Consider the following 23,560-nt stretch of genomic DNA (forward strand, 5'->3'; position numbering starts at 1 on the left):
CGCTTGCCGCGCTGCTCGCGGGGCGCCGAGGCGATGTCGTCAGTGGTCAGAACCGTGCGCGCCTCTACGCCGTCGCTGATGAGCTGTCGGGTCTTGTCCGCTTAAGGGACCCTTCCAGCGTCTAGAACATGTCAAGTGGTAAGGTCAGCGGCTCCTGAATCGATGTGTGGAGCCCAATAGGCCACCGACTCGGCCAGCTCCGCCACTACCCGACGATCGTCGGGCTCACGTTCCTTCCACGACAGTTCCAGGCAGATCTCGTTATCTCGGGCGCCTCCCTCGGCCAGCGCGGTGAGCAGGCGTTCGGGCTGGACGCGGCCCCGCGCATTGTGCTGGGCCGTGAAAGGACGGTGGCCGCCCTTGTCCATCATCGATTGCTTGACGTGGATGATGGGCGACAGGCGCGGCACGGCGCGGGCCCAGGCGTAGGGATCGGTGTCGTCGGGGTCAGGCGATGTCACGTCGCCATGGTCGATGTCGGCCATCATCCACATCGGGATCGCCAAGTCGGCGGCGGTGAGACGCTGCTGCAGATCAAGGCAGGACCGAATGGTCTCTCCGAACTCCCGCCCGATGCTCATGGGTTCCCAGAACAAGTAGGACAGCCCGGCAGCCTTGGCGTGAGCAGCGACTTCGGCCCAGCAGTCGATGGCAATGCGGATCAGGTCCTCGCGCCGGGCCGGGTCGTCATAGTCCTTGTAGGTGAGGATGGCGAACTGGGTGCCCACGGACTGGCCGCCGAGGTCGGCGATGATGTCAGCAAAGGTCTTGAACCAGTCGATGTAGTATCGCCGCACCTCGGCATCTGGGTGGCCGAAATGGTTGAGACGCCCGTAGGGCCCGGTCATGCCCGAGGTGACGCGCACCCCCGTCCGGCGCAGCGCCGCGCCCATGTCGCGGGTCAGGCGCCGGATCACCGGGCCGGGCCAGGACGGGTTGATGAACTCGTGCGTCAATTGGACGTCGCGGATGCGCAGGTCGCGGGCGATGGTGTCGATGAGATCGTCAGGTTCGGCGAAGCGGTTCACCAGCGGATTGGTGTTGAGTGACAGAGTGAGCGGCATGACGTCCCTCAGGCGGCGGCGAGCGTGGAGGAGGCGAACCAGTCGGCGAAGTCCGCCTGCTCGGCCGGGGTCAGGTGCAGGTAGTGCTTGGTGCGGCGCTGCAGGATGTCCTCGGCCGTCTGAGCCCATTCGGTAGCCACGAGATAGCGAGCTTCGGCCTCGTAGAGTTGGCCGCCGAAGTGCCGCCCCAAGCCTTCAAGTCCTGTGGCCCGGCCCACCAGCCTGGAGGTACGCGCGCCATAGAGGCGACCGTAATGATGCGCGAGCGGGCGAGGCATCCAAGGATACGCGTCGCGCAAGCCGTTCATGAAGGTCTCGAAGTCGGCGTCCGGGATCTCGCCTCCGGGCAGAGGTGCCCGTTCAGTCCAGTCACCGCCCATCGACGGAAAGACGCGCCGCAGCCGCTGCATCCCGCGCTCGGCCAACTCGCGGAAGGTAGTGATCTTGCCCCCGAACACATTGAGAAGCGGCGCGCCGCCGGTTTCGTCGAGATCAAAGACGTAGTCCCGCGTCACCGCCGAGGGATTGCCCTTGCCATCGTCGAAGAGCGGCCGCACGCCCGAGAAGCTGTGCAGGACGTCAGCGCGGCGTAGCTTTTCCTTGAAGTAACGATTCACGGCGGCCAGCAGGTATTCGATCTCGGACTCGTCCGCCGTCACCTCCTCGGCCCGGCCCTCATAGGGGATGTCCGTGGTGCCGATCAGCGCCTTGTCACCTTCGTAGGGATTGATGAAGATGACACGCTTGTCGTGGTTCTGCACGAGATAGGCATGGTCGCCGGACCAGAACTTCGGGACGATGATGTGGCTGCCCTTGACCAACCGCACGTTGCGGCTGGAGTTGGAGCCCGCCACGCGTCCGATCACATCCGAGACCCAGGGGCCGGCGCAGTTGACAAGGCACCGGGCACGCAGATGGCGCATTTCGCCAGTGTCGCTGTTGCGGAGAGTCACGCTCCAGACGTCGCCCTCGCGTCGCGCCGAGACGACAGGGGTGCGGGTCAGGACCTCCGCCCCCTTCTCGGCGGCGCCAAGGGCGTTGAGAACCACGAGACGGGCGTCGTCCACCCAGCAGTCGGAATACTCGAAACCTTTGGTGTACCTTTCGAGGATCGGCGTTCCCTCGGGGTCGCGGGTCAGGTCCAGCGTGCGGGTCCCAGGGAGCCGCTTGCGACCGCCCAAGTGATCGTAGAGGAACAGCCCTGTCCTCACGAGCCAGGCGGGCCGGTCGTCCGGGCTGTGGGGCAGCACGAAGCGCATGGGCCAGATAATGTGGGGGGCGCTTTCGAGCAGCACCTCGCGCTCGATCAGCGCTTCGCGCACCAGCCGGAACTCGTAGTATTCGAGGTAGCGCAGACCGCCGTGGACAAGCTTGCCCGAGCGCGAGGACGTCCCCTGCGCGAGGTCATCCTTCTCGCAAAGGACAACCTTGAGACCCCGTCCGGCCGCGTCGCGGGCAATCCCGGCACCATTTATACCGCCGCCGATGACGACGAGGTCCACACTGTCTTGTCCGTTCATAGGACGTCTCCTGATGGGGCCCGGTGGGCAAGGCCAGCCCAGACCGGAACGAGGCCGCGGCGGGCGGCGAGATAGGCAGGGAACAGACCGTCATAGGCCCGGACAAGACCAGCATCGGGCGGCTCGGTCGGGCCGAGAAGGGGCGTGACCCAATCGGCGATGCAGGCATCCATGGACGGGTAAGCCCCGATGGCGACAGCGGCCATCATTGCCACCCCGGCAGCGCCGGCCTCCTCGCGCGAGGACACGCGCACCTGCGCCCCGGTCGCGGCCCCCAATACGCCGCGCAGGCCGCGCGAGCGCGCCGCGCCTCCCGTCAGGCGCAGTTCGGACGGCATAGGTCCCATGGCGGCATAGCAATCGCGCATTGCCATGCCGAGCCCCTCGACGACGGCACGCAGAAGGTCCGGAAAGCGGTGGCGGGCCGAGAGGCCATTGAGGCCCGCGCGGGCGTCGGCGTCCACGAAGGGCCCGCGCTCGCCAGCTTCGGAGATGTAGGGATGATAGAGGATGCGCGCGGGCTCGGTCCGCGCGAGCCAGCCTTCGATCCGCGCCACGAGGTCGTCCTGGGTGATCTCCTGACCGAACTCGGCCACGAGATCACGGGCCATAGCCAGCACCCAGTCGAGGTTGAGTGTGGCCGCCATGTTTGTCTGAACCTGCGTGACCATCTCAGGCACTGGGAGAAGGATAGCATAGCCCGTCCCCTCCGAGTTGAGGTGGAAGTCCTCGGCCCGGACGGCGCGCATGTGGACGCCGGTGGAACCCACGGTCGAACAGGCGACGCCCGGCTCGCCGGTGTGGACCCCCGCCCCGAGCGCTGTCATCACCATGTCCACGTAGCCCAGGCTCACCGGCGTGCCGGCGCGCAGGCCGGTGACCGAGGCGGCCTCCCGCGTCAAGGGGTGAGTGACCTGGGTCCCGTCAATGATAGGAGGCAGCAGGTGACGCCAGGCGCCAAGCCCGAGTGCCTCGATCGCGGCGTCGCTGTAGGAGCGGGTCCGAAAGTCGCCGAAGGTGAAGCTCGCCTCGGAGGGATCGGTGGCCCGCACGCCCGTGAGGTTCAGGTAAAGCCAGTCCTTGCAGTGAAGCGCGACGGAGGCCGCCTCGATCAGGTGGGGTGCGACCTCGGCCATCTGCGCCAGTTGCGCGCCCTGCTGGCAGGTGTTGAGCCCGGTGCCGGTGGCTTCGAAGCGCGCGCTCTCCAAGGGTCCTGAGGCGAGGCGGCGCACGGCAGGGGCAGCACGGGCGTCAAGCCACAGCCAGGCGTCAGCCACCGGACGGCCGTCGCGCCCCACCAGCCATGTGCCGTCTCCTTGCCCAGTCACGGCCAGCGCCGCCGTGCGAGCGGCCAACCCCTCGACTCGCTCGCCCAAGGCACGTAGCGCGGCGGCGCAATCGTTCCAGGTGCGCTCCAGCGGCTGGGTTGCCGCTCCGTCTGATCCCGTCTCGTATCGGTTAGGCACGGACGCGGCAGCGACCTGCGCGCCCGTCAGCGTGAACGCCACCGCCTTGATCACCGAGGTTCCGGCGTCGACGCCGATCACGAGGTCCGACATTTCTTCGTCCCTTTCTCCGGGCAGCCGTCAGAACGGGTCAATCTCAGCAATTGCCCTGGCCGTGCGCTCGTCCGTGATGAGACCATGGAGGTGCCCTGCCCGCAGGACCGCGCGAAGCGCCACCACCTTGCCCGGCCCGCCGGCCAACGCCACGATCCGCTTCCCCTGCAAGGACCCCAGATCCGGCGACAGTGTCCGGGCGCTGAGCGACGTCTCGACCGGGCGACCTGCGCCGTCGAAGAAATGACCCAGGAGCTCGCCCACGCCACCCCGCTTGCGAACGCCGTCGATCTCGTTGAGGTCGACCATACGCGATGTGACGATCTGCGCATCGGCATCGACGGTACCTACGCCCACGATCAGCAGGTCGGCCTGGCTGGCGAGGCCGAAGACCTCGGCCACGCCCCGTTGGGCAAGCAGGACCTCGCGGTCGGCAGCCGTGTTCGCGAAGAAGGGCACAGGAAGGACATAGGCTTCCGCGCCGGTCTTCTCAGCCAGGCGATGGATCACGTCATGAGGGTTGGCGGCGAAGTTGCGCGTCAGCACGCCCTGAAGCGAGACGAAGCGGACGTCGCCTACCTCCATGCGCGGGAGGTCGGCCACAGCGGCCGCCAGAGTGCGGCCATGGCCTACGCCGATCACTCCGTTCCGGCCCGAGTTGAGTTCGCGCTGGAGGAAGGCCGAGCCTGCCACGCCCAGGGCCCTCAGGGGCAGGCCGTCCTCCATGAGATCGGGAACCACCTCGCAGGTGGCGAGGGCAAAGCTGTCGCGGAGCCGGTCCTCAAGGCGAAGGCACTCGACCACATCGCCATCGATGGTGACCTTCACCGCACCGTTCTGGTTGGCCCAAGCCACGAGGCGATGCGCCTTTACGGCCGAGACGCCGAGCCGCTCGGCCACCTCCGCCTGGGTCATGCCACCGGCGTAGTGCAACCAGGCCGCGCGGATGGCGAGGCTTTCGTCGTCCTCGCGACGCCCCACGCTCCTCGCCATCGTGACCTCCGGTGGTGCTGCTGCGCAGAAACTTTCAACTTAAGAAAATCCTTTCACGCGACATTGCGATCTGTCAAGGTGATGTGGCGAGGAGGAGCGACAAATCCCGCTGTCCCCACTCCGCCCGATAGGATCTTGCCGTCTATGTCTCTGAAAAACATAGATCAAGGCGAATCCAGCGCCGGAGGAGGCCGGCGATTCGGACGCGGAGAACGAGATCGACGTGGGGTCGGTAAGCTCATCCTTTCCTGACGATCCTGCAATGGGATCACACGCGTGACGAGACGATCACGGGCCTACGCAGCCTGGGTGACGACGACGAAGAGATTGCCGACCGAATTGGCCGCGGGGAGGAGGACATCCTGTGAGACAATCAGCCATAACCGGCCCACGTGGCGCATTCGGCATCCCGGCGCGCCCGGTCGCCACGCGGCGGCTCCCTGCTGACGCGTCCCAGCTGACGGAGACCAGCCAATGACCTCACGCACCGACATCGCCACATCGCGCCGCGCCGCGCCGCGCCGTGGGCTCAGGGCCGGTCTTGCCTCCGCCGTGGGCCTTGCTCTGCTCGCCGCAATGGCTCTCGACACGACGGTGGTGCGGGTGGGCTCCGAGCAGGACACGCGCCAGCAGGCCTTCTCGCCCGAGACCTACGGCCAGACCGAGTTCCCGCGCATCCAGGGTCTGATCGAAGAGCGGGCGGTCGACGCGGCCACGCTCGCGCAGGCCATCGCCGTGGACCCCGCCAAGGCCGCCGTCGACCACGGCGTCACCTCGAACGGCACGCCTGTCTTCTCGGTCGATCTCACCGGCGTCGCCGGCGAGGCACGCTCGGGAGTCTACGACGTGGCCGTCGAAGGCCTGGAAGGCATCCGGGTGCGCGTCCAGACCGGCCCGGCGATCAACGGGACCGACGTGCGCGACGCCACCGGCACGGTGGAGTTCGGCCAGTTCCGCAACCAGATCGAGTATCAGGACGCGGGCAGCGCGCTGAACAATCAGGTCAAGGAGCAGGTTCTGGCCGGCATCGACGCGGCGAACCTCACGGGCAAGACCGTTACGGTCACGGGGGTCTTCCGCCTTGTGAACCCGGAAAGCTGGCTCGTCACCCCTGTCCGGATGAGCGTCGAATGACCCAGGTCGAACTCAGTCGATCAGGCGCTGCGCGCGGGACCTTCCAGCTCGGCGAGACTGTCCTCGAGGCGCGCAATGTCGCCAAGTCGTTCGGCGCTGTCCACGCCCTCAAGGGCGTCAACTTCGAGGTCCGCCGCGGCCAGGTCACGACCCTGTTCGGGGAGAACGGCGCGGGCAAGTCTACTTTGATGAAGATCCTGTCGGGGGTCATCCAGCCCACATCGGGCGAGATCCTGCTGGATGGCGAGCCGGTGCGCTTCGCTTCGGCTTCCGACGCGCAAGCTCGCGGGATCTCGATCATCCACCAGGAGCTGAGCCTCGCCCCGAACCTGTCCGTGCGCGACAACATCTTCATGGGGCGCGAGATCTTAGGCCCGCTCGGCGTGGACTTCGCCGAGGAGGCGCGGCAGACGCGCGTGCTGATGGAGGATCTCGAGGAGGACATCGACCCGCTCACCCCCGTCGAGGAGCTGCGGCTGGGTCAGCAGCAGATCGTCGAGATCGCGCGGGCCCTTTCGGTCAACTCGCGCATCCTCATCATGGACGAGCCCACCTCTGCCCTCTCGGCTTCGGAGGTGGACGTGCTTTTCAAGGTGATCCGAGACCTCAAGGCACGTGGCGTCGCCATCGTCTACATCTCCCACCATCTCGAGGAGGCGCTGACGATCACGGACCACGCGGTGGTGCTGCGGGACGGGGCGATGACGGCCTATGCCAAGCGCAAGGACATCGACCTGGAATGGATCGTCCGCCACATGGTGGGCGAAAACTTCGACCTGGGCTCTCCACCCACCGGCTACGCCATGGGCGAGGTCGCACTCTCGATCGAAGAGGTTTCGGTCCCGGATGCCTCGGGGGCTGACCTCGTGGACCGCCTCTCCCTGCAGGTCCGCGCCGGTGAGATCGTCTGCCTCTACGGCCTGATGGGCGCAGGCCGCACCGAACTCCTCGAGGCCGTGGCGGGTCGGCTTGCCCTCAATCACGGCCGTGTCCTCATGGAGGGCCAGGACGTGTCTCGGCTCTCCATCGGTGAGCGCATCCGCCGGGGTCTCGTACTCGTCCCAGAGGACCGCCAGCGCGACGGCCTGGTGCAGACCATGTCAGTGGGTGAGAACCTGTCACTCGCCAGCATCATGGATTTCACGCAAGGGCTGTTCACGTCGCGCGCCAAGGAGCGGACAGTCATCGAGGAGGGCATCCGTCAGACGCAGATCAAGTCAGGCGGCGGTGGCGCGCCGATCGGCTCCTTGTCCGGAGGCAACCAGCAGAAGGTCGTGATCGGCAAGATGCTGGCCACCCGACCCCGGGTCATCCTCCTCGACGAACCCTCGCGCGGGATCGACGTCGGCGCCAAGGCCGAGGTGTTCCGCCTGCTCGCCGAGGGCGCGCGCCGCGGGCTCGCGGTGATCTACTCCACGTCGGAGGTCAACGAATGTCTGTCAGTGGCCCACCGCATCCTTGTGATGCGCAAGGGACGGATCACCGCCGAGTTCGGGCCGGACGTGCCCAAGGAGCGCATCATGGCCGCCTCCGGCGAGTCGATGCTTCACTGACCCGCCCTGCCCCATGCTGACCGCCGCTCGATCCCGACCACCGCGGAGACTCTCATGACCGACACCAGCCAGGCTCGGGCCCGCGCCGCCCGCCCGTCGCGCGACGGCTTCGACATCGGGAGGCTCCTGCTTGAGGGACGCGCCTTCCTCGCGCTCATCGTCATCATCGTCGTCTTTTCCTTCCTCTCGCCCGTCTACTTCTCCGTCTCCAACTTCCTCACCATGTCGTCGCAGGTCGCGATCTACGGCCTCCTCGCCATCGGGATGCTGCTCGTGATCCTGAACGGCGGCATCGACCTGTCGGTGGGCTCGGTCCTTGGCCTCTGCGGCGTCGTGGCTGGCGCGCTGATGAAGGGGGTCCAGATCGACGCCTTGGGCGCCATCCTTTACCCGCCGGTCTGGGCAGTGGTGGTGCTGACGCTCGCTTTGGGCGCGTTCGTGGGGGCCATCAACGGAGCGCTGGTCGCGTTTCTGAAGGTGCCGGCCTTCGTCGCCACGCTAGGCGTCATGTACGTGGCGCGGGGCGTGGCCCTGTTGATGACCAATGGCCTTACCTACAACGGCCTCGATGGCGACCCGGCGCTGGGCAACACCGGGTTCACCTGGCTGGGGCGCGAGCGGCTGGCCGGTATCCCGATCAGCATCGTCGTGCTGGCCGTCGTCGCGGTCGTGACAGGTCTCCTCCTCAGCCGCACGGCCTTCGGGCGGTGGCTTTACTCTTCGGGCGGCAACGCCCGAGCGGCCGAGCTGTCGGGCGTCCCGGTGAAGCGTGTGCAGATCACGGTTTACATGCTGTCCGGCATCTGCGCGGCGATCGCTGGGCTGGTGCTGTCATCGCGCCTGAACTCGGCCGGACCCACCGCCGGCACCACCTATGAACTGACTGCCATCGCGGCGGTGGTGATCGGCGGGGCCGCACTTACGGGAGGGCGGGGCACCGTCCGGGGTACCATGCTCGGGGCGTTCGTAATCGGGTTCCTGTCCAATGGCCTCGTCATCATCGGGGTCTCGTCCTACTGGCAGACCGTGTTCACCGGCGCAGTGATCGTGCTCGCGGTGCTGCTCAACTCCATTCGCTACGGCGGCCGCACCCGCAGGACGGCCCCCGCCTCCGCTTCTCCACCGCCGGGGCGCCCGGCCTGAGGCCGGCCCGTCGAGGGAAAGACCGCCGATCCTTCGGCACCAACTAAACGTCCAAGGGAGGACAACGTGACGCTCACCATCACCCGCCGGCTGCTGCTCGCCGGCGTCGCCATTACCCCGATGCTGACCGGCGCCGCCTGGGCGCAGGACAAGGGCCTCATCACCATCATCGTCAACGACCCGGCGAACCCCTACTGGTTCACCGAGGGCGAGGTCGCCAAGGCCACTGCCGAGGAGCTGGGCTACACCGCAACCGTGGCCGCCCATACGGGCGACACGAATACCGAGTCGAACCTGATCGATACCGCCATCACCAACCAGTCGGCGGCGATCGTCCTTGACCCGGCGAACGCCGACGGCTCGATCGGCAACATCCAGAAGGCGGTGGACGCGGGCATTCCGGTGATCCTGGTCAACGCCGAGATCAACCAGGAAGGGCTCGCGATCGGGCAGCTCGTGTCGAACAACGCTCAGGGCGCGGCCCTGGGTGCCCAGCAGTGGGTTGAGGTCATCGGCGACTCGGGCAACTTCGTGGAACTCGTCGGTGCGCCGTCCGACAACAATGCCGCGACCCGCTCGAACGGCTACGACACCGTGCTGAGCCAGTATCCCGACCTCGTCAAGGTTGGCGAGGAGGTCGCCAACTGGGATCGCACGCAAGGCTACAACAAGATGCAGTCGCTCCTGCAGGCGAACCCGGACATCAAGGGCGTGATCTCCGGCAATGACGAGATGGCCTTGGGCGCCATCGCGGCGCTTCAGGAAGCCGGTCGCCTGGAGGGTGTGGTCGTCGGCGGCTTCGACGGTTCGCCCGACGCGGTGGAGGCGGTCAGGGCCGGCACGATGGCCTACACCGTGCTCCAGCCCGTCGCGGTCTTCTCGGCCGAGGCGATCCGGCAGGTGGACAGCTACCTGACCACCGGCTCGACCGGCGTGGACACCGAGAAGCAGCTCTTCGACTGCCTGCTCATCACGCCGGAGAACGTGGACCAGTACACCGGCCCCTTCACCCTGTCGGCGAGCTGATGACTTCTCGGGCGGCCGTCAGGGCCGCCCGCCCTTGGCCGGGCCTCGCGGGGCTTGGCTTCCGTTTTCAGGCATCCCCGGGCAGGACTCCCATGGCCTCGCTCCTCGGCATCGACAACGGCCTCACCGTGACCAAGGCGGTCGTCTTCGACGCGGATGGCACGCCCCTGACGACCGCGAGGCGGCGAGTGCCGCAGTCGATGCCACGGCCGCGCCGGGTCGAGCGCGACATGGACGGGCTCTGGCGCGCCACCGCCGAAGCGGTCGCCGAGGCGGTCGCCCGCAGCGGGCGGCCGGCCGAAGACATCCGGGCGGTGGCCGCGACCGCCCATGGCGATGGTCTCTACCTCCTCGACGCGGCGCGCCGGCCGCTCGGGCCCGGCATCCTGTCCCTCGACAGTCGCGCGGGCGAGGTGGTCGCCTCCTGGGAGGCCGGCGGGCTCTTCGACCGGGCGCTGGCGCTGACTGGACAGGTACCGCATGTCTCGGCGCCCTCGGCCCTCCTTGCCTGGATGAACAAGCACGAGCCTGAACGTTTCGCCCGGATCGCCCATGTGCTGGGCTGCAAGGACTGGCTGCGCTTCTGCCTGACCGGCACGATAGGCACCGACCGCACCGAGGCTAGCACCTCCTTCACGGATGTCCGGACTCAGGACTACTCGTCCGAGGCGTTGCGGCTCTTCGGGCTGGAGTTCCTGAAAGGGAAGCTCGCGCCCATGGCGCGGCCAGACGAGGTGGTGGGCGAGGTGACAGCCGAGGCCGCCGCCCTCACGGGACTCCGGCGCGGCACGCCCGTCGTCGCCGGGCTCCACGACGTCACCGGCTCGGCCCTTGGCATCGGCGGGCAGGCCGAGGGGGTGCTGGCCATCGTTGCGGGCACCTATTCGATCAATGAGGTTGTCACCAACGTCCCCCGCACCGACCCGCGCTGGTTCTGCCGCAACGCCATCGAGCCCGGCCGATGGAACGCCATGGCCATCTCGCCCGCCTCGGCCGCCAACTACGACTGGTTCCTCGAACGGCTTTGCCCCCGCGAGGCCGAGGTTGCCGCCACGCAGGGGCGCTCGGTCCACGCCCTTCTGGCCGAGGAGATCGACGCGGCGCTCACGCGGCCATCGTCGGTGCTGTTCCACCCTTATCTTTTCGGCTCGCCGCATGGCGAGGTCGCAAGCGGCGGCTTCGCGGGCCTGCACGGCTGGCACGGGCGCGGCGACATGCTGCGTGCCGTGCTCGAAGGGATCGCGTTCAATCACCGCCAGCACGTGGATGCATTGCGGGAAGGGTTTCCGGTTCGCGAGGCGCGGCTCACGGGTGGCACCTCGCGCAACTCGGCTTTCGCGCAGATGTTCGCCGACGTGCTAGGACTGCCCGTCACCGTCACCGCCACGGAAGAGGCCGCCGCGTGGGGGGCCGCGCTCTGCGCCGGCGCGGCGGTGGGGCTCTATGCCTCGCCCTATGACGACCCGCGCGACCTTCGCGCTTCGGGCCGGACCTATGATCCCGACCGGGCCCGCCAGACCGCCTACGAGCAGAGATACCGGATCTGGGAGGACATCTCCCATGCAATGGCACCGCTCTGGCCCCGGATCGAGCGGCTGGCCGAGGGAGGCACCCAATGACGCCTGACGCCGTGCGCCGCCGCCTTTCAGCTCTTGACGGAACGGAGGTGGAGGTCGTCATTCTCGGCGCGGGGGTGAATGGGGCAGGCTTGTTCCGCGACCTCTGCCTGCAGGGCGTCCGCTGCCTGCTCGTGGACAAGGGCGACATCGGCTCGGGCACCAGCGCCGCGCCGTCGCGTCTGATCCACGGTGGGCTCAAGTATCTCGAAACCGGCGAATTCGGCCTCGTGGCCCAGTCCACGCTGGAACGGAACCTGCTCCTCCGAAACGCTCCCCATTGCGTTGCGCCGCTGCCCACCGTGATTCCCATCTTCTCCTGGTCCAAGGGGGTCGGCGCGGCGCTGCGAACGTTCCTGGGCTCGACCACCGCGCCGCGAAGCCGGGGGGCCTTGCTCGTGAAAATCGGCTTGGCGCTTTACGACTTCTATGGCTCACGCCACCGGAGCATGCCGCGTCATCGGCTCGTGGGGCGGGCCAAGGCCCTACGGGAGATGCCGGGTCTCACTTCGGCCATCGTCGCTGCCGGAACCTATCATGACGCCTGGATCAGCCGCCCCGAGCGATTGGTTCATGAGTTGGTCGAGGACGGGCTCGCGGCGGAGCCGGAGGCCTCTGTCGCAACCTACACGCGTCTCGTCTCGGCCGAGGGCGGGACACTGCTCTTTGAGACCAGAGGCGGGCAGCGCGTCGCGGTTCGCCCGCAGATCGTCGTCAATGCCGCTGGACCCTGGATCGACCAGGTGAACGCGGCGCTCGGCGTGCCCTCACACCTGATCGGAGGCACCAAGGGGTCGCACATCCTTCTGGACCACCCCGAACTGGTGCGCCGCCTTGCCGGGCGGATGATCTACTTCGAGGCCGATGACGGGCGGATCTGCCTGGTGTTCCCCTATCTCGGCCGGGCGCTGGTCGGCTCGACCGACATCCCCGCCGACGACCCTGATGCCGTGCGCGCCGAGGATGAGGAGATCGATTACCTGCTGGCGAGCCTGTGCTCCCTGGTCCCCGGGCTTGCCTTCTCGCGAGACCAGATCGCCTACGCCTACAGCGGCATTCGTCCCCTGCCCTCTTCGAAGGCCTCTGTGCCGGGGCTCATAAGCCGCGACCACTCGGCCCCGGTGACCGAGGCCGAGCCGGGGCGACCCTTTCCCATCGTGTCGCTGGTCGGGGGAAAATGGACGACGTTCCGCGGCTTTGCCGAGGAGGTCGCCGACTCGCTCTTGGGACGACTGGGACGCGCCCGACGCATCTCGACGCGTGAGGTGGCGATCGGCGGCGGCCGGGACCTGCCACAGGGAGCCGAGGCCCGGGCGCGCTGGGCGGCCGAAGTCGCCCAAGCGACGGGACTCGGGCCTGGACGGATTCAGGAGTTGCTGGCCCGCTACGGAACGACAGCCCGGGCCGTGGCGGGCCATCGCGGCGACTGGTCGGACGCCGATCGGCTGCCGGACGCGACGAGCTACAGCATGTCGGAGATCGACTGGATCGTCCGGAATGAGACCGTTGTGCACCTTGCAGACATTGTCCTGCGCCGCACCAGCTTGGCGATCGCCGAGGGCCTCACCCGGCGGGACCTGGAAGCGGTGGCCACGGTCGCGACGAACACCTTGGGCTGGTCCGAAGACCGCCGGATCGAGGAGTTGACGGCCGCCAGCGCTCATTTGCTGCAAGTGAACCGGGCCAAACTATAGGGGAGCGACGGCTGGCGATCCTCCAGCGGCCCTCAGATCTTGATGGTCAGCAAGCCGGCCATTGCGACCGCAACCTCCTGTATCCTGCGGAGGGAATAGGCCCTGACGAACTCACGGTGCGACCGCAAGGCGTACCTCAAGCCGGTAAAGCTTGTCCGTCCCGACGGCGGGTAATCGGGACGGATATGGCAGAAAAGGACGTTCAGGCGCCCGTATGGTACTTGGCATCCACTTCGCCGATGGCAGCGACGTTAGGGGCCGACTTGCCAGAGCGGTCGAACTTCTCGGTGCTAGCAAGCCAGGTGTCGGCGATGGCCTTGGCCAGCTCGGTGCCGATCACCCGCGCGCCCATGGTGATGATGTGGGCGTCGTTCGACAGGGCCGCGCGCTCGGCCGAGTAGGTGTCGTGGACCTGCGCGGCGCGGATGCCGGGCACCTTGTTGGCGGCGATGGCCACGCCGATGCCCGTGCCGCAGCACAGGATGGCGCGGTCGTAGGTGCCGTCCTTGACCTGGCTCGCCACCCGGTCGCTCAGGTTGGCGTAGAACTCCTCGCCGCCGCTGGGCGCCGCGGACAACTCGGCCACGTCCAGACCGCTGCGGCTCTTGAGATGCTCGGCGAGAGCCTTGGCGAGCGGGGCCCCGGCGCTGTCCCCTGCAATGGCGATCCTCATGGTTGGTCCTCCGAAAGGGCGCGCGACACGCGCGCCAAGATGTCGAGATAGCCCTCGGCCGCCCAGGCCGACCGGCCGATGAAGAGCCCGTCGATGTGCGGGCAGGCGATGAGCTGGGCTGCATTGCCCGGGTTGACGCTGCCGCCGTAGAGGACCGGAACGTCCCGCCCCATGATCTTGCGCGCCACCTCGGCGATGCGGGCCTGCCGCTCATCGGCGTAGGCGGGCTCGGCAGGCACGCCCTTGTCACCGATGGCCCAGACTGGCTCGTAGGCGAGGAGAACGGTCTCGGACGCCCCCGCGACAGGGGACAGTGCCGCCGTCACCTCGCGGGCCAGCACCGCGTCGGCCCGTCCGGCTTCCTTGTCCTGCGCCTGCTCGCCGATGCAGATGAGCGGCGTGAGGCCGTGCTGCAGGGCGGCCGCGGCCTTGAGGCCTACCGTCTCGTCCGTCTCGCCGAAATGCGCCCGCCGCTCGCTGTGGCCGATCTCGACCAGGGTCGCCCCGCAATCGCGGATCTGCGGCATCGAGACCTCGCCCGTCCAAGCGCCCGCGTCAGCCCAGTGACCGTTCTGCGCGCCCACCTTGACCGAGGTGCCGTCAAGTGCCGCGCAGACCTCCGCAAGCGCCGTGAAGGGCGGGATCACGAAGCGCTGCACGCGCGGGTCGCGCCCGTCCTCGGCCTCGTGCAGCGCCTGGGCGAAGGCCAGCGCCTCGGCGCGGGTCTTGTTCATCTTCCAACTCGTGCCGACCCAGAGGGTCCCCGTCGTCATGTCATGTCCTCCGTTGGGCGCTGTGCAGGGTGTCCCCAACGCTATGAAGGTCGACCGCTGCAGCGGAAAAAGCCTGTGACTGGCGGCAAGGGGCTGGCCCCCTGCCCGGCTCGAGCCAAGTCTGTCTGACAGCGCCCTTTATGATTTGCGGAGCCTAAGCAGGATCAATCATATGCTCAAGCCGAACTCCTTTTGCATGGCCCCGGCAGGCGTTCCGTGTGTTGCTCACATCGTAGGACCGGCCTTGAGGTGCGAGCACTCACCCCGTGTGGCGCCTCTCTAGGCGGTCCCGCAGCCGATCCACAAACCCAACGCCCAGTCCCATGGTCTTCCTTAGCGACGGCGTGGTGCAGCTTTCCGCTATCAGTTTGTCTGCCAACTCGCGCCGAATGGTAAGGGCTGGCGTGCCCTCGATGGAATTCACGAGCGCCAGAAATTCGTTTTGTTCGTCGGCCAGAGTTTCTGTGGCACCCTCCTTTCGTCGTGCCCTCATGCTGCTCGGCCATGATGGCCTCCCTCGCCCGGTTCCGCGTGGCAATGCGCACCTCGGCACGATGTTTCGGACCTCCATAGTCCTTCCTCAATCTGATGGGCAAATTGAAGGATGCTCCAAGGCGGAGTGTTGAGTTGCTGGCCGTTGGATTACCGGCCTGCTGGGTCGTTGTCTTGTGTGGACGGCTCCGTTCCCACAAGAGCTGATCTGGTGGCATGACGATCTTTCGGGAACGATCATGTCTCCGGCCTCCGAGCGCGGAGCATGGAACTGCTGCTTGAGGGGGCAGCCACACACCGGGTTCCGATCAGACGGACGAGCTGATTGGCCCTGTCAACACCATGAGGTGGCCTGGCTCCAACTCCGCTTGATCATCTTCGCATTGGCCTTGCGTGTCTTGGCCGCGGCGGTCACCTGCCGCGAGTCATCCTTTCGTTCATGCAGGCGCCAGGTTCGTTGACAGAGTCCTGTTTCCTTATCTCGCCGTACAACCTCGCCTACATGAAGGGCGTGCCTCCGGTCACGGCAATCGTGGCACCCGTGGTGTAGCTCGACATCGGGTCGGCCAGCATGACGTACGCCGTGGCGAGTTCCACCGGCTGGGCCGGCCGTTGCATGGGGGACTGCTTGCCGAAGTTCGTCACCTTTTCGGTAGGCATTGTGGACGGGATCAGCGGCGTCCAGACCGGCCCTGGTGCGACGCAGTTCACGCGGATGCCCTTCTCGGCCAGCATCTGCGCCAGCCCCATGGTGAAGTTGTGGATCGCGCCCTTGGTGGTGGCATAGGCCAGGAGCTGAGGACTTGGTTTGTCGGCATTGATGGAGGTGGTGTTGATGATCGAACTCCCGCGCTTCATGTGCGGCACGGCGGCTTTGGCCAGATAGAACATCGCGTGGATGTTGATGCGGAAGGTCACCTCCCATTCCTCGTCCGGGATCTGGGTCAGTTCCTCGAACGTGTCCTGATGGGCGGCGTTGTTGACGAGGATGTCGACCCCTCCGAGCTCTGAGACGGCACGGTCGATGATGGTCCGGCAAAGCTCGGCATGCTGGATGTCCCCCGGTATCACGACGGCTTTGCGGCCGGCCGCCTCCACGAGCCGGCGAGTTTCCTCGGCCTCCTCGTGCTCGCTCAGATAGGAGATCAGCACGTCGGCGCCCTCGCGCGCATAGGCCAGCGCCACCGCCCGTCCGATGCCACTGTCCGCCCCTGTAATGACCGCCTTGAGCCCTTCGAGCCGGCCGGAGCCACGGTAGGTCTCCTCGCCATGGTCGGGGCGCGGGTCCATCCGGTCGGTTCGACCAGGCATGGCTTGCTGCTGCTCAGGAAACGGCGGCGTGGGGTAGTCCTTCATCGGTGTCTCCATCTCTTGGGCTTTTCACGAAATCCGAACTGGTGCGGTGCTTGCTTGTTCCGCGTCCAATGCCCAGCTCTTGCCGCGTGGCCGTCTGGGCCAACCCATTTCAAAGATATGAACCTTGAGGACGACTGTGCGGTGAACGCCAAGCGCGTCGAGCCGATGTGGCGGCGAGAGGGGCTGAAGGTCCCGCAGAAGCAACCCAAGAGCGGCCAGCTCTGGTTCAACGACGGATCCAGCGTCCGTATGTGACCGGAGCCCCCGAACATGCCTGGTGCTACGACTTCGTCGAGAGCCGGACACCCGACGGAACGAACTTCCGCCTGCTCAACCCTCATCGACGAGTTCAGCCGGGAGCGCCTGACCATCCGGGTCGACTGAAAGTGCAACTCGACGGACGTCATCGACACCCTGTCGGACCGGTTCATGTTCCGAAGTGTGCCGGACCATATCAGGCCCTACAACGGGCCGGAATTTATCTCCACGGCCGTGCGGGACTGGAAGAGCGCCCACATTGAGCCCGGCTCACCCTGGGAGGACGGCCACTGTGAGAGCTCCAACTCCATGCTCCGCGATGTGCTCTAGGATTGAGGGAACTTCCACGGCCTCACCGAGGCGGAGGTCGTCATCGAAGGCCGGCGCAGCCACTACACCATCAAACACCCGCATTCCGCTCTGGGCTATTGACCTTTGGCGCCAGAGGTCGCCTGCTGGCCTGCTTCGCCATCCGGATCTACTTCGCCGGCCCCGCCAGCCGTTGCGACCAAGCCCGTCAGGCAACAAGAGCGCAACAGGACCATTCGATCGGACAAACCAAAAAGCCTACCCTTCAGGCAATCGGTGCTGTCAGACGAATGCGATCTCGTCTCAGTTACGGCAGTGGCGCCGATCGTCAGCCGGCGCAGAGCTGCCGCCACTCGCTGAGAGCGGCGGTTCGGGCCTGTTTGTAGGTGTCTCGGCTGGTGAGGGTCCGTTCGGCGTTGAAGTGGTTGTGCACTGATCCGTGAACGGCGGCGAACTTCTGTAAGCTGTGCATGCGCCGGAACCGCAGCATCGCCCGTTCTCGTCTTCGGAAGGGCTGGTGTGAGTTTTCCACTCTGTTGTTCTCCCGACGGCCGGTGACCTGCCGGTCTTCGGCCCCGATCTCCTTGAAGGCTGCCCCGTCGGACTTAAGCCCATCCGTCACGAGCTCCTCGGCTCGGCCATGCCGCTTCGTCAGCTTCTTGAGGAACTTGAGAGCTGCGCCCTTGTCCCGTGTCTTCGTGACATTCGCTTCTAGCACTTCTCCCTCTTGGTCCACGGCTCGCAAGAGGCAGTGCTGGACCCCGTTCACCTTCACAAACACCTCGTCGGCCGTGAGTTGCGCCAGAAGCAGGGCCGCAATCGCGAAGCGCGCCGCCAGAAACAAGTTGGGGTCGGCGTGAGGAGCAATGGCGCGGTCGTCCACGATGCCCGTGGACCAGATCAGCACAAACAGCAGGGGAGCCAAGCGCATCATACGTCCAACCGGCTCCTGCGGCACCATCAACCCGGGCCATGCGGTCTGGAACGGCCCTGCCCCAGCTCGTCCCGCTTGTCAGAAGCCCGGGGTTGGCAGTCAATCCGGCATCAGGGAAGCCGTCAGCCGACGCGTGTCATGAGCGATTGGACCGCATGGGGCGACCAAGCTGCTCGTTTGCCGCCGGTTGCGAGTTGAGGCGGCCCTGCGATTTGTTCAGCTACTCCGGGTTAGTGTGGTTGGCCCAGATAGCGTCGGCGGTGATGCCCAACCGGTGCTTCAGCTTCAGCACCATGACTTCGAAGAGCACGAACAGAGCGCCTTCGTCCAGCGAGCCCCTCATCGCTCCAACAACGTTGCCAGCCATGACACGAGCCGCGTCCCCCGCCTGACTCAGGCCGGGTTTCCATATCATCACTCCCCTGACATACCGGCGGAGTCAGAAAAGGAAGCAGGAATGTCGGCAATCTTCGCGCAGGTCGTGGCCATGGTGGGCGGCTTGATGATCCTCATGCGGCACCGCGGCGCTACGCTGGCCGAGCCGGCCCTAGGCGATAGCCCTGCCATTCCACCGGCCCGGCCGCAGGGTATACCAACGCTCAAGATGCCGACGGCCAAAGGGTGGACAGCGGGCCAAAAGCCGACGGCAGCTCCGGGGCTGGCTGTGAACGCATTCGCAACTGGCCTCAAGCATCCGCGCTGGATCCACGTGCTGCCCAACGGGGATGTGGTGACGGCCGAAGCGTTGGGCGTGCCCGGTGGGCCGATCACGACGGTGTTCGACTATGCCATCGAGGTGACCATGAAGCGGGCCGCCGCAGTTGGTCACAGCCCGAACCGCATCAGCCTTCTTCGGGACGCGGATGGTGATGGCGTGGCCGAGGAGCGTCACGTCTTCATGGACGGGCTGAACCATCCGTTTGGCATGGCCATGCTCGACGACACTTTCTACGTCGGCAACACTGACGGGGTCTACGCTTACGGCTATCAGGACGGGGCGACACGGCTCGGCGGGGTGGGCCGGAAGATCATCGACTTCAAGCCGGCCGGCCACTGGACCCGAAGCCTTCTGCCCAGCCCTGATGGCCGCAAGCTCTATGCCGGTGTCGGATCGCTCAGCAACATTGGCGAGAGTGGGCTCGACAAGGAGGTGGGGCGGGCCGCGATCTACGAGATCGATCTCGAGACCGGCGAGAGCCGCATCTTCGCCTCGGGCCTGCGCAACCCGGTAGGCCTCGCCTGGGAGCCCACGACAGGAGCCCTCTGGACCGTGGTCAACGAGCGCGATGGGTTGGGGGACGAGACACCGCCCGACTACCTGACCTCGGTCAAGGAGGGCGGGTTCTACGGATGGCCCTACTGCTATTGGGGCCAGACGGTCGACGACCGGGTGCCCCAGGATGCCGCGATGGTGGCGAAGGCTGTGACACCGGATTACGCGCTGGGCGGACATACGGCATCGCTGGGGCTTTGCTGGCTTCCGGCCGGCACGCTCCCCGGCTTCCCTGACGGGATGGTTGTCGGGCAGCACGGGTCTTGGAACCGTTCGACCCTGAGCGGCTATAAGGTGGTCTTCATCCCGTTTGAGAACGGTCGCCCGGCTGGGCCGCCGCGGGACATCCTGTCTGGGTTCCTGGCCCCTGATGAGAAGGTCTCTTACGGTCGCCCCGTCGGTGTGGCCATCGGACCGGATGGCTCGCTGCTGGTCGCTGACGATGTGGGCGACGTGATCTGGCGCGTGACAGGCGCAGGGGGTCAGTCCTGAGGCATGGGGCAATGCGGTGCGGAGATCTGGGCCTCCCTCGTAGCGCGAGCGCGTGCATGGCTGCTGGGGGCGGCATCTCTCCTTCCGCGCTTTACGCCCCCGGCACCGGCATCAGATAGACCTCGCCCACGGCCACGTGCGCGGGCTGCTCCAGCGCGTAGATGACGGCTCCGGCGACGTCCTCGGCGCGCAAGCCCCCGGGCTTGACATCGGAGAAGAACGGCGTGTCGACCATGCCCGGCGCAACCACGGTGCAGCGTCCACCCCAAGGGCGCATCTCGGCAAGCAGGTTTGCGGCGAAGCCGTGGACGAAGTGCTTGGTGGCCCCGTAGACCGACCCGCTGAGTTCAGTGCGCGCCGCGCGAGAGCCGGTCAGCACCACGTGGCCTTGGCTGGCGCGCAGGTGCGGCAGCGCGAGCCTCACCGTGACGAGCAGCCCCCAGATGTTGACCTCCAGCATCTGGCGCCACTCGTCGAGGTCGCCCTGCTCCGCCCCCGGACGGGACGCGCCGAGTCCGGCGTTGGCGAAGGCGGCATCGAGCCGCCCGAAGCGGCCGACGAGCGCATCTATGGCCTGCGTCTGCGCCTCGACTGAAGTCACGTCTGCGGGCAGCGCCACTGCCCGCTCAGGTCCAAGCTCATTGACCAGTGTCGCAAGCCGGTCGGCCGAGCGCGCCACGAGGCCAACGGTCCAGCCCGCCTGAACCGCAGCCCGGGCTGTCGCTGCCCCGATACCACTTGAGGCTCCCGTGATCAGAAGCACTTTGCCCATTGGTCAGCCTCCCCATGGCGCATTGGTCCCGGAGGCATGATAGGGGGCTGCCGCACTCCGACCATCGACGTTGCCACTTCTGACCGTCGTGCTCGTCTGGAGAGGCAAGCGTTGGTCCGGGCTCACAGCGCTCCCCTTAGGTGCGGGCTTTGCTGGTCATTCCAAGGCTAGGTCGCCACTCTACCTTCCGTTTAACAGTCGCAAGTAGTCAGGTAGCCAAGCTACGCGACCGTTTGACACGGCGCACCTCCCCGGAGCCCGAGCTAGCTCCGGCTGGGCGGGACGACAGGCGAGCGGGCGACATGCGAGATTTGCGAGACGAAGCCTCCCTCGTCGAGGGGAGGGCGGCTTCTCCTGCTCCGGTGGGGGTTGTACACCGCCCTCTACGCGGTATGGCACTCGTCCTGGCGGCCGTGCTGGCTTTTGCGCTGGGTGATGTGCTGACCAAGCACCTCACTATGCGCTACGACGTGTCCCTTGTTCTGGCCGGCCGCTATGTCGTGAACTTGGTGCTCTTGGTTGCCTTCTTTGCACCGCACCATGGTTGGGGACTGGTGAGAACCAACCGGACAGGACTGGTTCTCGTGCGGGCCGGCTGCCTCGCGGTGGGCTCACTCACGATGGGCTTCGCGTTGCGGTGGATGCCAGTCGCCGAGACCATAGCGATCATCTATCTCGCCCCGTTCGCGGTCATGATCTTGGCCATTCCGCTGCTGAAAGAGCGGGTCAGCTTGGCCGGGTGGCTTGGGGCAGTCGCGGGCTTCACCGGGATACTTCTGATCGTCCGGCCTGGCAGCGGGCTCGTGCCGCTGGGGGTGGCGTTTGCCCTGCTGAACGCCGGGGCGGCAACGGTCTATCATCTCCTGTCGCGCTTGCTGGCCCGCACGGATACCACGATGGCCATGCTGTTCCACACCGCCTTGGTCGGCAGCCTCGTGTTCCTTGCAGCGCTGCCTTGGTCGGATGGCTCCCTGCCTGGGTTCCCGGATATGGCGCTGCTGCTTGCCCTCGGCGTCTTTGCAACCCTTGGGCACTTCCTGTTCACGGCCGCCTATCGAGAAGCTCCAGCCTCGCTCCTGGCCCCCATGCAGTATGTGCACCTGATCTGGGCCGCAGGACTGGGATGGCTGGTCTTCGGCGATATACCCGACAACCTCAGCCTTCTCGGCATGCTGCTCGTCATAGTTGCAGGCATGGCCCTTGCGCTGAGGTCGCACCGATCACAGGTCTGACGCCCAGGTCATGCAAGTCGTTACACCCCCTGCCCCACACAAGTCGTCTCGATTGACATACGCGGGCTGGGGTTCATGCTGGACCCGTTGCTAAGGCCCCTGACAGCCGGGGTGGCAGATGACGGACATCGCCTCGGAGATCCCAGAACCGCGTGAGCCCCGGGCGGGACCTCGCCCTGTCGGCCCCCCTGCCTTGCCGTTCCTGGGCCATGTGTTCGACTATTCACGCGATCCGCTCGGCTTCTGGACCCGAACGGCCCGGCACTACGGCGACATCGTGCCCCTAAACTTTGCCGGCTGGCCCGGGCTGCTCGTGAGCGACGTGGATGCCATCGAAGACATCCTCGTGCGCGACCATCGGTCCTACATCAAGCACCAGCTCATGTGGCGGCACGCGACCGCGCTCTTCGGGCAGGGCCTGCTCACGAGCGAGGGCGCGTTCTGGCAGCGGCAGAGGCGCTTGGCCGCCCCGCCCTTCGCGGGCCGTCAGCTCCTGGCCTACGACGCCGGCATCGTCGGCGCGACCAGCCGCATGCTGGAGGGCTGGCGCGACGGCGAAACGCTCGACGTGCATTCCCGGATGATGAACCTCACCCTGCGGATCGTGGCTAATACGCTGTTCGACACAGAACTCGAGGGGGATGTAGCCGACCTCGAGCAGGCGCTGGATGTCCTCGCCGCCGAATTGGAGGCGCGCTTTAGCCGTCCTTTCGTGATCCCCGATTACGTGCCCCTTCCTGGCAATCGTCGCTACCGGCGGGCGATCCGCACCGTCGAGGCGGTCGTGACCAGGATGATCGCCGCCCGGCGCGCGGAAGGCTGCGAGAAGCGGAACGATCTGCTGTCCCGCCTGATGGCTGCGCGGGACGAAAACGGGCAGCCCATGTCGGACACCCGGCTTCGCGACGAGGCCGTGACGCTGCTCCTGGCCGGGCACGAGACCACCGCCGTGGCCCTGTCCTGGACTTGGTACCTGATCGGACAGCGCCCGGAGGTCCGTGCGCGCATGACGGCCGAGATCGACCAGGCGATCGGTGGCCGCCCGGCCACCTCGGGCGACCTCCCGAACCTCGGCTTCACGGAAAACGTGCTGATGGAAGCCATGCGCCTCTATCCGCCGGCCTGGACCATCGGTCGTCAGTCGACAAAGGCTACAGTGATCGGCGGTCACGCCTATCCGGCCGGCACTAGCGTGTTCATCAGCCCGTGGATCCTGCATCGCGACGAGCGGCACTTCGACCGCGCCGATGAGTTCCGGCCGGACCGCTGGTCGGGCGACCTCGCGCAGCGGCTGCCGCGCTTTGCCTACATGCCGTTCGGCGGCGGTCCCCGCATCTGCATCGGCCAGCGTTTCGCGATGATGGAGGCCATGCTGATCCTGGCCACCATGCTCCAGCATGTCGACGCCGAGTGGCAGGGGATGAGCGCGATCACGCCCCAGCCCTCGATCACCCTGCGTCCCATCGGAGGGGTTCAGCTACGTGTCAGGAGGAGATCCGCCGGGTCTCGTGGAAACGACTGAACTCAATCCTTGATGCTGTTGGAGCAGTGCAACCGTCGGCTCAGCTGAGCCAGAAAAGACGCCTTAAGATCTTGCCTCGGGGAAGATCTCGATTTCGCCAATTGAACTGGCCCCTGTTTCGACCGGACACCTGGGCATAACCATGGAGGCTTAGGCATAGCCCTAAGCACGT

Annotated in this window: 17 protein-coding genes and 2 pseudogenes; 10 read left to right on the forward strand and 9 right to left on the reverse strand. The window is 66.6% G+C overall.

The genetic code is table 11. From position 1 onward, the window contains the following. Positions 1-131: 131 nt before the first annotated feature. From FHG71_RS19445 to FHG71_RS19460, 4 genes are read right to left on the reverse strand one after another with little or no spacing between them, the layout of a single operon-like run. Complete coding sequence (locus tag FHG71_RS19445; RefSeq protein WP_139083360.1) at positions 132-1,064, reverse strand: TIM barrel protein; 933 nt, start codon at positions 1,062-1,064, stop codon at positions 132-134. Between the two features lie 8 nt (positions 1,065-1,072). Beyond that, entirely contained in the window at positions 1,073-2,584 is a 1,512-nt protein-coding gene (locus tag FHG71_RS19450; RefSeq protein WP_139083361.1) for a glycerol-3-phosphate dehydrogenase, read from the reverse strand. After that, entirely contained in the window at positions 2,581-4,143 is a 1,563-nt protein-coding gene (locus FHG71_RS19455; RefSeq protein ID WP_139083362.1) for an FGGY-family carbohydrate kinase, read from the reverse strand. The genes FHG71_RS19450 and FHG71_RS19455 overlap by 4 nt, the downstream gene beginning before the upstream one ends. 27 nt (positions 4,144-4,170) lie before the next feature. Then, positions 4,171-5,136 (reverse strand): sugar-binding transcriptional regulator, encoded by a 966-nt coding sequence (locus FHG71_RS19460; RefSeq protein ID WP_139083363.1) that lies wholly within the window; start codon positions 5,134-5,136, stop codon positions 4,171-4,173. Between the two features lie 474 nt (positions 5,137-5,610). Between FHG71_RS19460 and FHG71_RS19465 the strand changes: the two genes are divergently transcribed. The 6 genes from FHG71_RS19465 (at position 5,611) to FHG71_RS19490 (ending at position 13,302) form a co-directional block, all read left to right on the forward strand. Beyond that, the gene (locus FHG71_RS19465; RefSeq protein ID WP_139083364.1) at positions 5,611-6,270 is read left to right on the forward strand and encodes a DUF2291 family protein; all 660 of its coding nucleotides are present in this window, start codon (positions 5,611-5,613) and stop codon (positions 6,268-6,270) included. Next, positions 6,267-7,823 (forward strand): sugar ABC transporter ATP-binding protein, encoded by a 1,557-nt coding sequence (locus FHG71_RS19470; protein ID WP_139083365.1) that lies wholly within the window; start codon positions 6,267-6,269, stop codon positions 7,821-7,823. The genes FHG71_RS19465 and FHG71_RS19470 overlap by 4 nt, the downstream gene beginning before the upstream one ends. Before the next feature lie 54 nt (positions 7,824-7,877). Continuing rightward, positions 7,878-8,966 carry an ABC transporter permease gene (locus FHG71_RS19475; RefSeq protein ID WP_139083366.1) on the forward strand — a complete coding sequence of 363 codons (1,089 nt, stop codon included), beginning with the start codon at positions 7,878-7,880 and terminating at the stop codon, positions 8,964-8,966. Between the two features lie 66 nt (positions 8,967-9,032). Then, positions 9,033-9,992: a D-ribose ABC transporter substrate-binding protein gene (locus tag FHG71_RS19480; RefSeq protein ID WP_246045524.1), complete on the forward strand. Its 960-nt coding sequence runs from the start codon at positions 9,033-9,035 to the stop codon at positions 9,990-9,992. Positions 9,993-10,084: 92 nt separating this feature from the next. After that, positions 10,085-11,611, forward strand: coding sequence for an FGGY-family carbohydrate kinase (locus FHG71_RS19485; protein WP_139083367.1), 1,527 nt, complete (start codon positions 10,085-10,087; stop codon positions 11,609-11,611). Further along, entirely contained in the window at positions 11,608-13,302 is a 1,695-nt protein-coding gene (locus FHG71_RS19490) for a glycerol-3-phosphate dehydrogenase/oxidase (RefSeq protein WP_139083368.1), read from the forward strand. The genes FHG71_RS19485 and FHG71_RS19490 overlap by 4 nt, the downstream gene beginning before the upstream one ends. Before the next feature lie 202 nt (positions 13,303-13,504). Here the strand turns inward: FHG71_RS19490 and derI are convergent, their stop codons facing one another. The 3 genes from derI to FHG71_RS19505 all read right to left on the reverse strand — a co-directional run bounded on the left by derI (position 13,505) and on the right by FHG71_RS19505 (position 16,596). Continuing rightward, entirely contained in the window at positions 13,505-13,975 is a 471-nt protein-coding gene (derI, locus tag FHG71_RS19495) for a D-erythrulose-4-phosphate isomerase (protein ID WP_139083369.1), read from the reverse strand. After that, positions 13,972-14,748, reverse strand: coding sequence for a triose-phosphate isomerase (locus FHG71_RS19500; protein ID WP_139083370.1), 777 nt, complete (start codon positions 14,746-14,748; stop codon positions 13,972-13,974). The genes derI and FHG71_RS19500 overlap by 4 nt, the downstream gene beginning before the upstream one ends. A gap of 990 nt (positions 14,749-15,738) precedes the next feature. Next, positions 15,739-16,596, reverse strand: coding sequence for an SDR family oxidoreductase (locus FHG71_RS19505; RefSeq protein WP_139083371.1), 858 nt, complete (start codon positions 16,594-16,596; stop codon positions 15,739-15,741). 138 nt (positions 16,597-16,734) lie between these two features. Here FHG71_RS19505 and FHG71_RS24390 point away from each other — a divergent pair. Continuing rightward, positions 16,735-17,373: pseudogene (locus tag FHG71_RS24390) on the forward strand (integrase core domain-containing protein); the annotation flags it as partial. Positions 17,374-17,491: 118 nt separating this feature from the next. Here the strand turns inward: FHG71_RS24390 and FHG71_RS19510 are convergent. Continuing rightward, a pseudogene (locus tag FHG71_RS19510) lies at positions 17,492-17,950 on the reverse strand (IS6 family transposase); the annotation flags it as partial. A gap of 604 nt (positions 17,951-18,554) precedes the next feature. Here FHG71_RS19510 and FHG71_RS19520 point away from each other — a divergent pair. Next, a complete protein-coding gene (locus tag FHG71_RS19520; RefSeq protein WP_139083372.1) occupies positions 18,555-19,862 on the forward strand; it encodes a PQQ-dependent sugar dehydrogenase in 1,308 nt (435 codons plus the stop codon). A 91-nt stretch (positions 19,863-19,953) separates the two neighbouring features. Here FHG71_RS19520 and FHG71_RS19525 read toward each other — a convergent pair whose 3' ends face one another. After that, positions 19,954-20,634 (reverse strand): SDR family oxidoreductase, encoded by a 681-nt coding sequence (locus tag FHG71_RS19525; RefSeq protein WP_139083373.1) that lies wholly within the window; start codon positions 20,632-20,634, stop codon positions 19,954-19,956. Between the two features lie 392 nt (positions 20,635-21,026). On the opposite strand from FHG71_RS19525, the gene FHG71_RS19530 reads away from it, so the two are divergent. Together FHG71_RS19530 and FHG71_RS19535 are read left to right on the forward strand one after the other, a co-directional pair. Beyond that, positions 21,027-21,866 carry a DMT family transporter gene (locus tag FHG71_RS19530; RefSeq protein ID WP_218014165.1) on the forward strand — a complete coding sequence of 280 codons (840 nt, stop codon included), beginning with the start codon at positions 21,027-21,029 and terminating at the stop codon, positions 21,864-21,866. Positions 21,867-21,984: 118 nt separating this feature from the next. After that, on the forward strand, positions 21,985-23,388 hold the full coding sequence (locus FHG71_RS19535) for a cytochrome P450 (protein ID WP_139083375.1): 1,404 nt from the start codon (positions 21,985-21,987) through the stop codon (positions 23,386-23,388). The last annotated feature ends 172 nt before the right edge of the window (positions 23,389-23,560 follow it).

This window comes from Rubellimicrobium roseum (assembly GCF_006152145.1).
GTDB classification, from domain to species: Bacteria; Pseudomonadota; Alphaproteobacteria; order Rhodobacterales; family Rhodobacteraceae; genus Rubellimicrobium; species Rubellimicrobium roseum.